Origin of the sequence: Promicromonospora sp. NPDC023805 (genome assembly GCF_040639635.1) — a bacterium.
Classification (GTDB): domain Bacteria; phylum Actinomycetota; class Actinomycetes; order Actinomycetales; family Cellulomonadaceae; genus Promicromonospora.
This window is the reverse complement of sequence record NZ_JBFAAH010000008.1, coordinates 132,225-144,678: the sequence shown is the minus strand read 5'-3', so window position 1 is coordinate 144,678 and position 12,454 is coordinate 132,225. Positions and strand designations below refer to the sequence as shown.

The window sequence follows — 12,454 nt, the reverse complement described above, 5'->3', positions numbered from 1 at the left end:
GGGAGGCCCTGGCAGGGCACCCCGGGTGGGACGTCGTCGGAGATCAGACGGCACGCGAGGTTTCCAGAGGTATGCGCACGGGCTCGGCTGGCTTGTCCGACCGGGCGGCCAGCGCGAGGTAGGCCGCCGCCGCGAGCACTACCGATGCGGTGGTGACGATGCCGAGGGGCAGGATGGTCGCCGCGCCCGCGATCCCGACCAGTGGCGCGGTGACGCCGCCGAACCCGAACCGGACCATGCCGAGCAGCGACGACGCGGTGCCGGCCAGGTGCGGGTAGTCGACCAGCGCGAGCGTCGTCGCCGGCGGTGAGGTGATTGCGACGCCGCTCGCCAGGGCCAGGAGTGACACGATCACCACCCACAGCGGCAACGTCGTCAGGCCGGCCGCGAGCAGGCCGAGGGCGCCGAGGCCCGCCACGACGATGCCGGTGGTGAGGGTTCGGGGCAGGCTCCAGCGCTCGGCGGCCCGGCCGGCGAGGTGGCCTGCGACCATGAACCCCGCCGAGTTCAGGCCGAACGCGAGCGCGTAGCCCTGCGGGGAGAGCCCGTAGATGCCCTGCAGCACGAACGTGGCACCCGAGAGATACGCGAACAGCGCCGCGTACATGAAGCCCTGGTTGAGTACCGCGCCCAGGAACACGCGGTCGGACAGCAGCACCCGGAAGTCCCGCCCCGTCTGCGCGAACCCGCCGGTGGTCCGCCGCGCCGCGGGCAGGGTCTCGGGGAACGCGACCGCCGCGGTCACCAGGAGCGCCGCGCCGACCACGGCGAGGAAGACGAACAGGCCACGCCAGTCCGTGACGGTGTTCAGCTGGCCACCCAGCAGCGGTCCGACGACGGCGGCGAGCCCGCCGACCACGGTCAGCCGCCCGTAGAACCGGATCAGGGCTCCGCCGGAGAAGACGTCGCGTCCGGCGGCCTGGGCGATGACGATCCCGACCCCGCCCGCCAGTCCCTGGACCAGCCGCGCGAGGATCAGCAGCTCGACGGTGGGGCTCGCCGCGCACAGGGCAGAGGTCACGACGTAGGCGACGACGCCGATCAGCAGGATGCCGCGCCGCCCGAACCGGTCGGACAACGGTCCAGCGATCAGCTGCCCGGCCGCGAGGCCGATGAGGCACGCGGTCACGGTGAGCTGCGCGACCGACGTCGCCGCCCCGAGCTCGGCGGTGAGCGCCGGGAGCGCTGGCAGGTACAGGTCCATGGAGATCGGCCCGAACACGGTCAGCAGCAACAGCAGGGTGGGTAGGAACCGGCTGAACCGAACGGGCGCGGGAGCAGTGGTCTGGGACATGCGAATCAGCCTTCACGAGCGGGCGCACCCGCGGGAGTCCCTGCCGAAGGGTGTACCGCCAGGGCACCTCTCGATGTGATGCCGCGGCTTAGCCTGGCTGGATGGACAACCGAGCCGAGGTGCGCGAGTTCCTCATGTCGCGCCGTGCGAAGGTCGCGCCGGAGGCCGCAGGCCTACCGCAGGGAGTCAGTGCTCGCCGGGTGGCGGGGCTTCGCCGCAGCGAGGTCGCGATGCTCGCCGGGGTCAGCGTCGAGTACTACGCCAAGCTCGAGCGAGGCGCGATCGCCGGGGCGTCCGCGTCCGTGCTCGACGCCGTGGCGATCGCCCTCAGGCTGGACGACGCCGAGCGCGCGCACCTGCTGGACCTGGCCCGTGCCGCCGACGGCATCCCCTCGTCTGGCCGGGCCCGCAGCCGTCCGGCCAGGCCGTCCGCACCCCGGATGAGCCTGGAGTGGGCGATGACGGCGATCACCGACGCCGTGGCGGTCGTCCGCGACCCGCGGCAGGACCTCCTGGCCTTCAACGCCCTGGGCCGGGCGTTCTACTCGCCCATGATCGGCGACGGCGGCCGGACGCCGAACTTCGCCAGGTTCCAGTTCCTCGACCCGGCGGCCCGCGACTTCTACCCCGACTGGGACCTGTTCGCGGACATGTGCGTGTCGATCATGCGCGCCGAGGCAGGACGCAACCCGCACGACAGGGGCCTGCAGGATCTCGTCGGCGAGCTGTCCACCCGGAGCGAGGTCTTCCGCACCCTCTGGGCGGCGCACAACGTCCGCATCCACGGCGCGGGTACCAAACGCTTCAACCACCCGGTGGTCGGCGAGGTGGTGCTCTCCTACGAAGAGCTCGCGATCACCGCCGAACCCGGGAACGCGCTGCTGGTCTACACAGCGGAACCCGGGTCGCCGTCGGCCGAACGGCTGAGGCTGCTGGCGTCCTGGAGCGTCGGGACGGTCAGCACGGCACCCGTCACCGAGGGCGGGGAGCGGTAGGTCGCCGCTCCCCGCGCTCGGCTGCGGGGACCGGGGTCAGGCGGCGAGATGCCGGACGAAGAAGCTGGTCAGCTTGTCGAACGGGATGAGGGTGACGCGGTCGTAGAGATCGACGTGGCCGGCTCCAGGCACCCAGACGAGCTCCTTGGGCTCGGCCGCCCGTGCGTAGGCGTCCACGCTGAACTCCTTGGAGTGGGCCTGGTCGCCGGTGATGAACAGCATCGGCCGCGGTGAGATCGTCTCGATGTCGTCGAACGGGTAGAAGTTCATGAACTTCGGGTTGCTCGACAGCGTCGGGTGCGTCGTCAGCCGCGGCGACGAGCTCGCGGGCGTGAACTCGCCGCGCGGGGTGCGGTAGAAGTCGTAGAACTCCCGCTGGACGTCGGGTGTGTCGTCCGTGAGCTCGTGGACGGTGCCGCCGGTGTACTGGGTCTCGCCGCCCGTGAACTCGACGTAGCGCTGCTGGGCAGCCGCCGCGATGATCTCCTTGCGCTGCTCGACGGTCTGGGAGTGCTCCAGGCCGTTGCGGTTGACGGCGCCCATGTCGTACATGCTCACCGTCGCTATCGCCTTCATGCGCGGGTCGAGCTTGGCCGCGCTGATCACGAAGCTTCCGCTGCCGCAGACGCCGATCACACCGATGCGCTCCCGGTCGACGAACCGCCGGGTGCCGAGGTAGTCGACGGCGGCGCTGAAGGCCTCGGCGTAGACGTCGGGCAGCACCGCCTGGCGCGGCCTGCCGTCGCTCTCGCCCCAGAACGACAGGTCGAGCGACAGGGTCACGAAGCCCTGCTCGGCCATCTTCGTGGCGTACAGGTTCGCGCTCTGCTCCTTCACCGCGCCCATCGGGTGCCCGACGACGATCGCCGGGTGGGCCGTGCCCCGGTCGAGGCCCTTGGGGGTGAAGAGATTGCCCACGACGGTCATCTGGTACTGGTTCCGGAACCGGACCTTCCGCACGGTGACCCGGTCGCTGGTGTAGAAGTTGTCGGCGCCCTCTGGCAGGTCAGCGGACGGCGTTCCTACAGGTGCCGGCCGGCCGACGTTCTGCGGAGTGGCCTGGGCGCTCGCGAAGCCGGTGAGGGAGATCGCCCCGGCCGCTGCGGCCCCGACCCCGGTCGCCCTCAGCAGGCTGCGCCGGTCGATCCCGCGGCCGATCACGCGGTCGCGGGTCTCGGTCTCGTGCTTCTTGTCCATCTCGTGTCTCCTCGTTCAGTGGTGCGGTCAGTCGTGCGGTCAGTGGTGCGAACCCTCAGCACCGTAAGGACGCACGGCGGGCGACCGGGAGGCCCTCGTGAGACCCCCCACCCCGTGCGGCGTGGGGGGTTCTGACCGGCCCTGTCACGGGTCCGGATCCGGGTGGACGCTGGACGTGCGGGCACGAGCGCCCGGAGACCCGAGCACGAAGGAGCACGAGCGAGATGAACATCGAACCCAAGCCCGCGACGGCCAAGGGCTCGCCCGACTGGTTCACCGGAGACGTGTGGGTGGACATGATCGCCGCACCGCACGACGACCGGCAGCGGATGATCGTCAGCCGCGTCCGGTTCGCGCCCGGGGCCCGCACCGCCTGGCACTCCCACGAGCAGGGCCAGACCCTGCACGTCACCGGCGGTGTCGCCCTGCTGGGTACTCGTGACGGCACCGTCATCGAGGCCCGGCCCGGACAGACGATCTACACGCCTCCGGGGGAGGAGCACTGGCACGGTGCGACGCCGGACGACTTCATGGAGCACCTGGCGATGCTCGAGAACGGCGACGACCCGGCGACCACCACGGTCTGGCTGGAGCACCTCCCCGACCGGGACTACGTCAGGCCTTGAGGGCGCGACGACACCGGCGGGCGGGAGACCTCGGGGAGGCCGCCCGCCCGCCGGTGTCCTTCTCTGGTCAGGGTCTCGATGGTCGGGGTGGCGGATCCGGCGTCAGAGCGTGAGCAGCACCTTCGTGGCGCGGCGCTCGTCCATCGCCTTGTACCCCTCGGCCGCCTCTTCGAGCGGCAGGGTGAGGTCGAAGACCTTGCCCGGGTCGATCGTGCGGTCCCAGATGAGCTGGATCAGCTCGGGCAGGAAGCGGCGCACGGGGGCGGGGCCGCCGTGCAGGTGCACGCCGGTGAAGAACAGGTTCAGGCCGTCGAGCTGGACGCCGTGCGTGACGCCGACGTAACCGACGTAGCCGCCCGGCCGGGCGGAGTGGATCGCCTGCCACATCGACTCCTCGGTGCCCACCGCCTCGACGACGCCGTGGGCGCCGTACCCGCCGGTGAGCTCCTTGACCTTCGCGGCGCCGGCGTCGCCGCGCTCCTCGATGATGTCGGTCGCGCCGAACTCGCGGGCGAGCGCCTGCCGCTCGGGGTGGCGGCTGAACGCGATGATGCGCTCGGCGCCGAGCTGCTTGGCGGCCAGGACCGCCGAGAGCCCGACCGCGCCGTCGCCCACGACCGCGATGGTCTTGCCCGGACCCGCCTCGGCGGCCACGGCGGCGAACCAGCCCGTGCCCAGCACGTCGGAGGCGGCGAGCAGCGACGGGACGAGGTCGGCGTCGGGCGTACCCGGGGTGGCGACCAGGGTGCCGTCGGCCAGCGGGATGCGGGCGAGCTGGGCCTGCGTGCCCTCCGAACCCATCATCACGTTGTGGATGCAGCGGGACTGGTAGCCCGCCTGGCAGATCTCGCACGTGTTGTCCGAGGCGACGAACGAGCCGACGACGTAGTCGCCGACCTTGATGTCCCGCACCTCGGTACCGACCTGCTCGACGATCCCGATGTACTCGTGGCCCATCGGGGTCGGTCCATTCAGGGCCTCGATCCCGCGGTACGGCCACAGGTCCGAGCCGCAGATGCACGCGGCGGTCACCCGGATCACGGCGTCGGTCGGCTCGATGATCCTGGCGTCCTCGCGCTCCTCGACCCGGACGTCGCCTGGCGCGTACATGACAACTCCACGCATGGGTACCTCTCCTTGCTCGGTTCCCGTGCCGAGTGGTGCGGCACGGGGTCAGTGCTCCTATCGGAACCCATCACACCCCGGCCCGCCTCTCGTGCGGGAGGCCCGGACAGAACCCCTCAGCCGCTCGACCCGGTAGATCGACCCAGCAGGTCGACGTCGGTCCGCGAGCCGATGGCGACAAGCGGCCCGCTTTCCGTAAGGCTGTGACCCGCAGCGTGTTCATCGCGGACACCCTGAGAACCCACCTGAGAACCCACCTGAGAACCCACCTGAGACCCATGGAGCGCAATGGCCCGCTTGCCGCAACGTCCCGGCGCCCTGCCGCGATCGTCGAGTGCGCGGAGGCCGGGTGCACAGCACGACCTGGCGCGCGTGAGGTCACCGCGGCTCCCACGTGCTCGCAGCGCGGGCGGGCGGACGTCGAGGGTCGGTCTGCCCGCGAACCCGTTCGGGTACGCGGTGCTCGCGACCCTGGGCGTCGGTGCGGGTCTCGTGGTGCTGGGCGCCGTCGAGGCGGTCGCGACCGTCCTCGTGTACGTCGGGCTGGCGCTGTTCCTGGCGCTGGCGCTGGATCCGGGGATCCGGTTCCTCGTCTCGCGGGGCCTGGTGCGGTGGGTGGCCGCGACGGTGATGATCGTGGGTTCCGCCGCCGTGCTCGCGCTCTTCGTCGTGGCGGTGCTGCCGCTGGCCGTCCCGCAGGTCGGGATCTTCGTCGCCCAGCTGGTCGACGCGCTGCGCGAGCTGCCCCATCAGGCCTGGTACGTCTGGACCAACGACAACCTGGTCGCGCTCAACCTGAGCGGTCTGCTGGCGTCTGCGACCGAGCTGCTCACCGACCCCCGCCAGTTCACGGCGATCGCGGGTGGCGTCCTGCAGGTCGGCACCGGGCTGATCAACGGCGTGACGGCGGTCATCATCGTCGCGGCTCTGACGATCTACTTCGCCGTATCCCTGCCGACCATGGCCGCCGCCGTCCTGCGGCTCGTGCCCCGGTCCCGGCGGGACATCACCGGTTCCCTCCTGAACGAGGTGCTGGAGTCCGTGGGCCGGTATGTCGCGGGCCAGCTGTTCCTGGCGACCATGAACGCCACGTTCACCCTGTTGCTGACGGTGTTCGCGGGCAGCCCCGCGCCCATCCTCCTCGCCGTCCTCGCGTTCGTCGCGGCGCTCATACCCGTCGTCGGAACGGTCATCGGCTCCATCCTCGTGGTTCTCGCGACGCTGACGGTGAGCCCGGTCGCGGCGCTCGTCGTCGCGATCCTCCTGCTCGTGTACATGCAGGTGGAGGCGTACGTGCTGTCCCCGCGGGTGATGAGCCGGGCCGTGGCCGTGCCGGGTGTGCTGGTGATCGTCGCGGCCCTGGCCGGTGCGGCGCTCGGCGGGATCCTCGGCGCGCTCGTGGCCGTCCCGGTCGCGGCGGCGGGCCTGCTCGTCATCAAACGTGTGGTCATCCCCTACCAGGAGACGCGGTAGCGGGTCTACCAGGCGGTACGGACTGCCGGGAGGGTCTCGAACGCGGCATCGGCGGTCACGAGTACCACGTTCTCGACGATTGCCTGGGCAGCGAGCAGGCGATCGAACGGATCCCGATGGGCCCATGGCATCGATCCGGCGTGCAGCGCATGTGCCGTGGTGAGGTCCAACGGTTCCGCGTCGATGTCGTCCACCCGGCGTTCCCACGTACTCACCAAGGAGCCGGCCTCGTCGAACTTGCCGAGGCGGACCTTGGTCGCTACCTCCATCGCGGAGACCGCTGAGACGAGGAGGCGGTTCGCAGTGGACCCGAGCTCAGATCGCAGTGGCTCGCCGATCCGGTCAGGCGAGCCGAGCAGCCACACGAACGCGTGGGTGTCGAGGAGGTAGGTCACTCCCATGCGGCGAGCTCCTCCTCGTCGATCGGCTCGAAGAAGAACCCGTCCGGGATGGTGACCGGCACGGTGCCGAACGTGCGCTGAGCCACGGGTTCCACCGGGATCAGGCGGACGGCGGGCTTCCCGGACCGCGCGACGATGACCTCCTCGCCGTGCTGGGCACGGGAGATCAGCCGGGAGAGATGAGTTTTCGCTTCCTGGACGTTCACGACGGTCATGAGTTCATGATCGCCTGGACGCCTGGTCTGGTCAAGATGACCAGACCAGGTAAGAAGTGGCCTTATGGCTCGCCGCGATACCGGCCGCACGGACCGATAGGATCCCGGACGACAGCTCCTCGGTCCGGCCTCCTGGGCCGGTCGAGAAGCCGGACCAGGGAGAGCGGGGTCGAGCATGGCGCAGGGCAGACGACCCCCGACCATGGTCGACGTCGCACGCGCCGCCGGCGTCGCGCACATCACCGTGAGCCGGGTCGTCAACAACGAGCCGACAGTGCGGCCGGCGACCCGGGACCGGGTCCTGCGGGTCATCGACGAGCTCGGCTACCGGCGCAACGACTCCGCCCGCATGCTCAAGAGCGGGCGGTCGACCATGCTCGGTGTGGTCCTCGCGGGCTCGGAGCTCTTCGAGCTGCCGCGCGTGCTGCTGGGCATCGAGCAGGGCGCGAAGGACGCCGGTCACTGGGTGAGCCTCACGAGCTGGCAGGGCGGCACCCACGAGCAGCTCGAGGAGTGCCTCGGGCAGCTCGTGGGGCAGGGCGCCGCGGGGGTCGCGGTCATCGCGGACCGGCCCATGGCGCTGGAGGCGCTCGGCCGGACGGTCGCACGCGTGCCGATCTCCGTGGTGATGTCCGGCAACGTGGCGAACCCCGCTATCGGGTCGGTGGAGCTCGACCAGGTGGAGGGCGCGCGCCTCGCCACCCGCCACCTGCTCGACCTGGGCCACCGCGACGTCGTCCACCTGAGCGGCCCCATGGAGACCTACGACGCCCGGGCCCGCGTGGACGGCTGGCGCGGCGAGCTCCAGCGTGCCGGGATCACCGAGCCGCGCGTGCTCCACGGCGACTTCACCGCGCGCGGCGGGCACGCGCTCGCCGCCGGGCTGGTCGACGGGCTGACCGGCGACGGCGCTCTGCCCACTGCGATCTTCACGGGCAACGACCAGATGGCGATAGGCGTGCTCTCGGCCCTCGCCGCCCGCGGGCTCTCGGTGCCCGGCGACGTGTCACTCGTGGGATTCGACGACATGGCCGGAGCCGACTACCTCGTTCCGGCCCTGACCACCGTCCGGCAGGACTTCGTGACGCTGGGCCGCCTCTCGATCGAGGTGCTACTCGACCTGATGGGCGGGGGAGCCGCTCGTCACCATCTGCTGCCGCCGTCGCTGGTGGTGCGCGCCAGCACCCGCGCCGTCTGACAGCGCGCCCTCCGACGCCGGTGCCGGCGCGGCGTACCGGACGCCGCGGAACGTCAGCGGCTCCGCCTCCACCGCCGCCTCGTTGACCAGCCCGAGGAGCACCCCGACGAACCCGCCGGCGGTCTCCGTGCTCAGCGCGGTGTGCGGGAAGGTCGCCAGGACGTCCTCCCCGATGCGGGTGACGCAGGAGAACGTGTAGGACTGCCCGTCCGACCGGATGCGGAGCACGGCGTCGCCCGTGACCGGCACCTCCGAGCGCACGACCTCCGCGCCGCCAACCTTTCCGGCCACACGGACGACGCACCCTTCGGGCCGACGCCGGACCCGCGCGGCCAGGAACGTGTTCTCGTCCTGGAAGGCGACCACCCCGGCGTCGTGCCCCACTATCCGATCGGTCTCGACCATCGTCTCGAAGACGAAGCGGTGCATGTCCTGGCGCCTCCCGAGGAACGCAGGGGTCTCGCGTCCCGAGAGCGGCGCGGGCAGCGGGCGGAGCGTGATCGTGTCGTCCACCACGTCGGCGGGCACGGGGCCGCGCAGCGACAGCCAGTCCGCCGGCCGGGTGGTGGTGTCCGGCAGGCCGGGCAGCACCCCCTGCACCCGCCCGGCGCCGGGCGCGAGGACCGGGCCGTGCTCGTCCCACTCCACCGGGACGAGCAGCACCTCGCGCCCGAGCGTGTGGTGCCCGTTGACCGGGCGGACGCCGAGCACCACCGCCCAGGAGTCGCCGTCGGGCGTCTCGACGATGTCGGCGTGGCCGACGTTCTGCACGAGCTCGCCCGCGCCGAGGTGCCGGTGCGTGAGCAGGGGGCTGCGCGGATCCGTCGAGTACGGTCCGGTCACCGTGTCGGACGTCGCGGCGGTGACCGCGTGGTTGCGTTCCGTGCCGCCCTCCGCGCCGATCAGGTGGTAACGGCCGTCGCGCTCGTAGATGTGCGGAGCCTCTACCCACTGCCGGGTGAGGGCGCCGTGCCAGAGGACGTGCGTCGGGCCGACCAGCGTGAGCGTCTCGAGGTCGAGCTCCCGCAGCCAGATCTCGCCCGGCCCGGTGGCGTCGGGCGTGATCGCGTCCCGGGCGGCGGTGAACCACGCCCGGCCGTCGTGGTCGAAGAACAGGGACGGGTCGATCCCGTCGGCCTCCAGCGGAGCCGGGACGGTCCACGGGCCCGCGGGGTCCACGGCAGTGGTGACGTAGGCGGTCGAACCCTCGGCCCCTCGCACGATCGTGACCACCACGTAGAAGACGCCGTCGTGGTGGCGAATCGTCGGCGCCCAGACGCCGTGGGACACCGTGTTGCCCTCCAGCGGGAGCCAGCTGTCGCCGTCGAGCACGTGTCCCACGAGGCGCCAGCTGACCAGGTCGCGGCTGTGGTGGACGGGGATCCCCGGGTGATAGGCGAACGTCGAGGTCACCATGAAGTAGTCCGCGCCGACCCGGACCACTGACGGGTCGGGGTGGCAGCCGGGCAGGACGGGGTTGGGGACCAGACGCATGTGCGCTCCTTTGCACGAGAGATCGTGCTCGACGGAATGGCAACGTTGCCATGGGCAGCATAGAGGCAATCGCGCGGAGCCCCGCAATGCCCTTGCCACTCTTGCTATCGGTATGCAATATATTGCATACCCGTCTACGAGGAGTATCCATGGCCCTGTCCGACTTCCTCCGCCACCCGCTGACGGGATCGACGCGAGCGCGAAGCTCGACGAGACCCGCGACCAGGTGGCCCGGATCGCGCGCGCCACGGCCGAGCTGATCGGCGTCGGGCGGCCGCTGCGCGACGACGAGATCACCGTGCTGCCCGGCTGGGCCGGCGACAAGTACGGGATCCCCGTCGAGTCGACGCTCCACGCGATCCGGCTCACCGGCCGGCTCGAGGGCGTCATCATCGACCCGGTCTACGAGGGCAAGTCCATGGCGGGCCTGATCGACCTCGTCACGAGCGGCGAGATCCCCCGGGAGTCCACGGTCCTGTACGCGCACCTGGGCGGCCAGCCGGCCCTGAACGCCTACAGCGGCCTGTTCACCTGAGCCCGCCGGCGCCCGGCCCGGGTCAGGCCCCCACCCCCGGGCGACCCCGACTTCCTGAATCTTCGCGGCCCGCGAAGGCGGCGAGCGCAGAGTTGGTCGCTCTATGAGCGCTCAGAGCGCTACCAGCTCTGCGCCCGGCCCCGGGGTGGTGCATGCCTAGGATCAGGGGAGCAGAGTCGGCGGAGTCAGTAGAGCCGGCAGGAGACCTTGAGGAGTCGAGCGATGAGTGATGTGTGTACGCACCTGGACCAGGTTGCCGTCCTGGAACCCGCCAGTCGTGAAGGCTGCCCCGAGTGCCTGGCGCACGGCGGCTCATGGGTGCACCTCCGCAGCTGCCTCGTGTGCGGCCAGGTGGGCTGCTGCGACTCCTCGCCGGCCAAGCACGCCACCGGACACTTCCGGGAGACCGGCCACCCGCTGATGCGGTCGATCGAGCCGGGCGAGGGCTGGGGCTACTGCTTCGAGGACGAGGCGACCCTGCGGACGGTGGAGCTGCCCGCCCGCTAGGTCCCGATCTGGTTCCCCGGCCGACCGGCCCTGGAGAGGAAGAGGTTCGCGTTGTCGTCTCGAGTGGCCCTGCATGCTGGGGCGTGTGCGCTGCGTCGGACACCAGGCTGATGGCCGTGGACATCTCGCTCTGCAGGGTCGAGCAGCAGGGGACGAGCCCGCGGCGCAGGAAGCCGACCCTGCTGGGGTCCTACGCCGACCGAGGCGACGAGTTCGCCAACGCCTGTGCGGCGACGTCGCTTCCGATGATGGTGCGGGTCAAGCCCTACGGATCCCTGGTGCTGCTGCCAGCAGACATGGAGCAGTTCGTCGCTGAGCTGCGACAGCTCCGGCTCGACCCGTCGGCCAAGGAGGAGATCTTGGCGCTCGCTGAAGCCTGTGCGGCTGACCGGAGCACGGAGCTGCACCTCGACGGAGACTGACCTGTCCGGGCTGTGCGCCAGCACGGCGACCCTCAGCCGACCACCTCCCGGCCCACCGCCCGCAGCGTGTCCAGCACCGTCCTGACCGCTAGCCGTTCGGCCCGGTCAGGCCGCAGGATCGCGACGATCCACCGCGCGGCGTCCATCCCGTGCACCGGCCGCAGGACGATGCCCGCGCCCGGCGTGGTGCTGTACCGGGGGAGCACCGCCACCCGGTCGCCCGACGCGACGAGCGCCTCGACCAGCCGGTTGTCGCGCAACCGCTGGACCACCCGGACAGGGGTGCCGACAGTCGTCTCGACGGCGATGCGCAGGTCGTCGAACGGGTAGCCGAGCGGCACCCCGTACCACTCGTGGAGCACCAGGTCCTGAGCCGTGACCCGCGCCTTGGTCGCCAGCACATGGTCGGCCCGCATGGCGATGTCGAGCGGTTCGCGGAGCAGTGCCGCGGTGGCCAGGTGTTCCGCTCCGGCGGGGACGGGCCCGGTAAAGCTGTGGCCGACGACGATGTCGTGGTCGGCCACCATCCCCGGATACTCCGACTCGGCGATGTCGACGTCGGTGCACTCGAGGCTGACCGCCGTGTCCGCGAGCCGGCTCAGGACCTCGGGCAGCAGGACCGCAGCCGCGCTCGGCAGGGCCGCCAGGCGCACGGTGCCGGACGCCGAACCCAGGTACGCATCCCATCTGGCCTGCACCTGGGCGATCGTCCGCGCGAGGTCGCGTCCGCCGTCGGCCAGGAGCCTGCCCGCCTCGGTGAGCCGCACGCCCCGGCCGTGCGGCTCCACCAGCGGTATCCCGCCCAGCTCACGCTGCGCGGTGCGGAGCTGCTGCGACACGGCCGACGGCGTCCGGTGGGTCGCCTCCGCGACCGCCGTCACGGAGTGCCGGTCGGCGAGCTCGCGGAGCAGGTCGAGGTGACGAGGGTTCATGAAGGCAACCTACAAGGACCTGTAGAAAGTTTCGCTTGTC

Annotated in this window: 13 protein-coding genes and 1 pseudogene; 7 read left to right on the top strand and 7 right to left on the bottom strand. The window is 71.3% G+C overall.

Going from position 1 to position 12,454, the window contains the following annotated elements:
- Positions 1–43 precede the first annotated feature (43 nt).
- Complete coding sequence (locus tag AB0F70_RS10800) at positions 44–1,294, bottom strand: multidrug effflux MFS transporter (RefSeq protein ID WP_357447438.1); 1,251 nt, start codon at positions 1,292–1,294, stop codon at positions 44–46.
- Positions 1,295–1,395: 101 nt separating this feature from the next.
- Here AB0F70_RS10800 and AB0F70_RS10795 point away from each other — a divergent pair, with 101 nt between their 5' ends.
- Complete coding sequence (locus AB0F70_RS10795; protein ID WP_357447435.1) at positions 1,396–2,289, top strand: helix-turn-helix transcriptional regulator; 894 nt, start codon at positions 1,396–1,398, stop codon at positions 2,287–2,289.
- Between the two features lie 36 nt (positions 2,290–2,325).
- Here the strand turns inward: AB0F70_RS10795 and AB0F70_RS10790 are convergent, their stop codons facing one another.
- Positions 2,326–3,486: an alpha/beta hydrolase gene (locus tag AB0F70_RS10790; protein ID WP_357447432.1), complete on the bottom strand. Its 1,161-nt coding sequence runs from the start codon at positions 3,484–3,486 to the stop codon at positions 2,326–2,328.
- Between the two features lie 224 nt (positions 3,487–3,710).
- On the opposite strand from AB0F70_RS10790, the gene AB0F70_RS10785 reads away from it, so the two are divergent.
- The gene (locus AB0F70_RS10785) at positions 3,711–4,112 is read left to right on the top strand and encodes a cupin domain-containing protein (protein WP_357447429.1); all 402 of its coding nucleotides are present in this window, start codon (positions 3,711–3,713) and stop codon (positions 4,110–4,112) included.
- 102 nt (positions 4,113–4,214) lie between these two features.
- Here the strand turns inward: AB0F70_RS10785 and AB0F70_RS10780 are convergent, their stop codons facing one another.
- Positions 4,215–5,237, bottom strand: a complete 1,023-nt coding sequence (locus AB0F70_RS10780) for a zinc-dependent alcohol dehydrogenase family protein (RefSeq protein WP_357447426.1) — start codon at positions 5,235–5,237, stop codon at positions 4,215–4,217.
- A gap of 372 nt (positions 5,238–5,609) precedes the next feature.
- Here AB0F70_RS10780 and AB0F70_RS10775 point away from each other — a divergent pair, with 372 nt between their 5' ends.
- On the top strand, positions 5,610–6,710 hold the full coding sequence (locus AB0F70_RS10775) for an AI-2E family transporter (protein ID WP_357447423.1): 1,101 nt from the start codon (positions 5,610–5,612) through the stop codon (positions 6,708–6,710).
- Positions 6,711–6,715: 5 nt separating this feature from the next.
- Here the strand turns inward: AB0F70_RS10775 and AB0F70_RS10770 are convergent, their stop codons facing one another.
- Both AB0F70_RS10770 and AB0F70_RS10765 read right to left on the bottom strand, forming a co-directional pair.
- Entirely contained in the window at positions 6,716–7,111 is a 396-nt protein-coding gene (locus AB0F70_RS10770) for a type II toxin-antitoxin system VapC family toxin (RefSeq protein ID WP_357447420.1), read from the bottom strand.
- A complete protein-coding gene (locus AB0F70_RS10765) occupies positions 7,102–7,326 on the bottom strand; it encodes a type II toxin-antitoxin system prevent-host-death family antitoxin (protein ID WP_357447417.1) in 225 nt (74 codons plus the stop codon). The genes AB0F70_RS10770 and AB0F70_RS10765 overlap by 10 nt, the downstream gene beginning before the upstream one ends.
- A gap of 202 nt (positions 7,327–7,528) precedes the next feature.
- On the opposite strand from AB0F70_RS10765, the gene AB0F70_RS10760 reads away from it, so the two are divergent.
- Complete coding sequence (locus AB0F70_RS10760; protein WP_357447414.1) at positions 7,529–8,524, top strand: LacI family DNA-binding transcriptional regulator; 996 nt, start codon at positions 7,529–7,531, stop codon at positions 8,522–8,524.
- Here AB0F70_RS10760 and AB0F70_RS10755 read toward each other — a convergent pair.
- Positions 8,438–10,018, bottom strand: a complete 1,581-nt coding sequence (locus AB0F70_RS10755; protein WP_357447411.1) for a family 43 glycosylhydrolase — start codon at positions 10,016–10,018, stop codon at positions 8,438–8,440. The two genes, AB0F70_RS10760 and AB0F70_RS10755, sit on opposite strands and share 87 nt — an antisense overlap.
- 184 nt (positions 10,019–10,202) lie before the next feature.
- On the opposite strand from AB0F70_RS10755, the pseudogene AB0F70_RS10750 reads away from it, so the two are divergent.
- The 3 genes and pseudogenes from AB0F70_RS10750 to AB0F70_RS10740 form a co-directional block, all read left to right on the top strand.
- Positions 10,203–10,553: pseudogene (locus AB0F70_RS10750) on the top strand (aminocyclopropane-1-carboxylate deaminase/D-cysteine desulfhydrase family protein); the annotation flags it as partial.
- Between the two features lie 222 nt (positions 10,554–10,775).
- Complete coding sequence (locus tag AB0F70_RS10745; RefSeq protein WP_357447408.1) at positions 10,776–11,060, top strand: UBP-type zinc finger domain-containing protein; 285 nt, start codon at positions 10,776–10,778, stop codon at positions 11,058–11,060.
- Positions 11,061–11,176: 116 nt separating this feature from the next.
- The gene (locus tag AB0F70_RS10740) at positions 11,177–11,482 is read left to right on the top strand and encodes a hypothetical protein (protein WP_357447405.1); all 306 of its coding nucleotides are present in this window, start codon (positions 11,177–11,179) and stop codon (positions 11,480–11,482) included.
- Between the two features lie 32 nt (positions 11,483–11,514).
- Here the strand turns inward: AB0F70_RS10740 and AB0F70_RS10735 are convergent, their stop codons facing one another.
- Positions 11,515–12,414 (bottom strand): LysR family transcriptional regulator, encoded by a 900-nt coding sequence (locus tag AB0F70_RS10735; protein ID WP_357447402.1) that lies wholly within the window; start codon positions 12,412–12,414, stop codon positions 11,515–11,517.
- Between the last annotated feature and the right edge of the window lie 40 nt (positions 12,415–12,454).

Coding starts and splice junctions, on each gene's coding strand:
- AB0F70_RS10745 (WP_357447408.1), top strand. CDS start 10,776: ATGAGTGATGTGTGTACGCACCTGGACCAGGTTGCCGTCCTGGAACCC.
- AB0F70_RS10765 (WP_357447417.1), bottom strand. CDS start 7,326: ATGACCGTCGTGAACGTCCAGGAAGCGAAAACTCATCTCTCCCGGCTG.
- AB0F70_RS10760 (WP_357447414.1), top strand. CDS start 7,529: ATGGTCGACGTCGCACGCGCCGCCGGCGTCGCGCACATCACCGTGAGC.
- AB0F70_RS10800 (WP_357447438.1), bottom strand. CDS start 1,294: ATGTCCCAGACCACTGCTCCCGCGCCCGTTCGGTTCAGCCGGTTCCTA.
- AB0F70_RS10785 (WP_357447429.1), top strand. CDS start 3,711: ATGAACATCGAACCCAAGCCCGCGACGGCCAAGGGCTCGCCCGACTGG.
- AB0F70_RS10795 (WP_357447435.1), top strand. CDS start 1,396: ATGGACAACCGAGCCGAGGTGCGCGAGTTCCTCATGTCGCGCCGTGCG.
- AB0F70_RS10790 (WP_357447432.1), bottom strand. CDS start 3,486: ATGGACAAGAAGCACGAGACCGAGACCCGCGACCGCGTGATCGGCCGC.
- AB0F70_RS10780 (WP_357447426.1), bottom strand. CDS start 5,237: ATGCGTGGAGTTGTCATGTACGCGCCAGGCGACGTCCGGGTCGAGGAG.
- AB0F70_RS10770 (WP_357447420.1), bottom strand. CDS start 7,111: ATGGGAGTGACCTACCTCCTCGACACCCACGCGTTCGTGTGGCTGCTC.
- AB0F70_RS10755 (WP_357447411.1), bottom strand. CDS start 10,018: ATGCGTCTGGTCCCCAACCCCGTCCTGCCCGGCTGCCACCCCGACCCG.
- AB0F70_RS10735 (WP_357447402.1), bottom strand. CDS start 12,414: ATGAACCCTCGTCACCTCGACCTGCTCCGCGAGCTCGCCGACCGGCAC.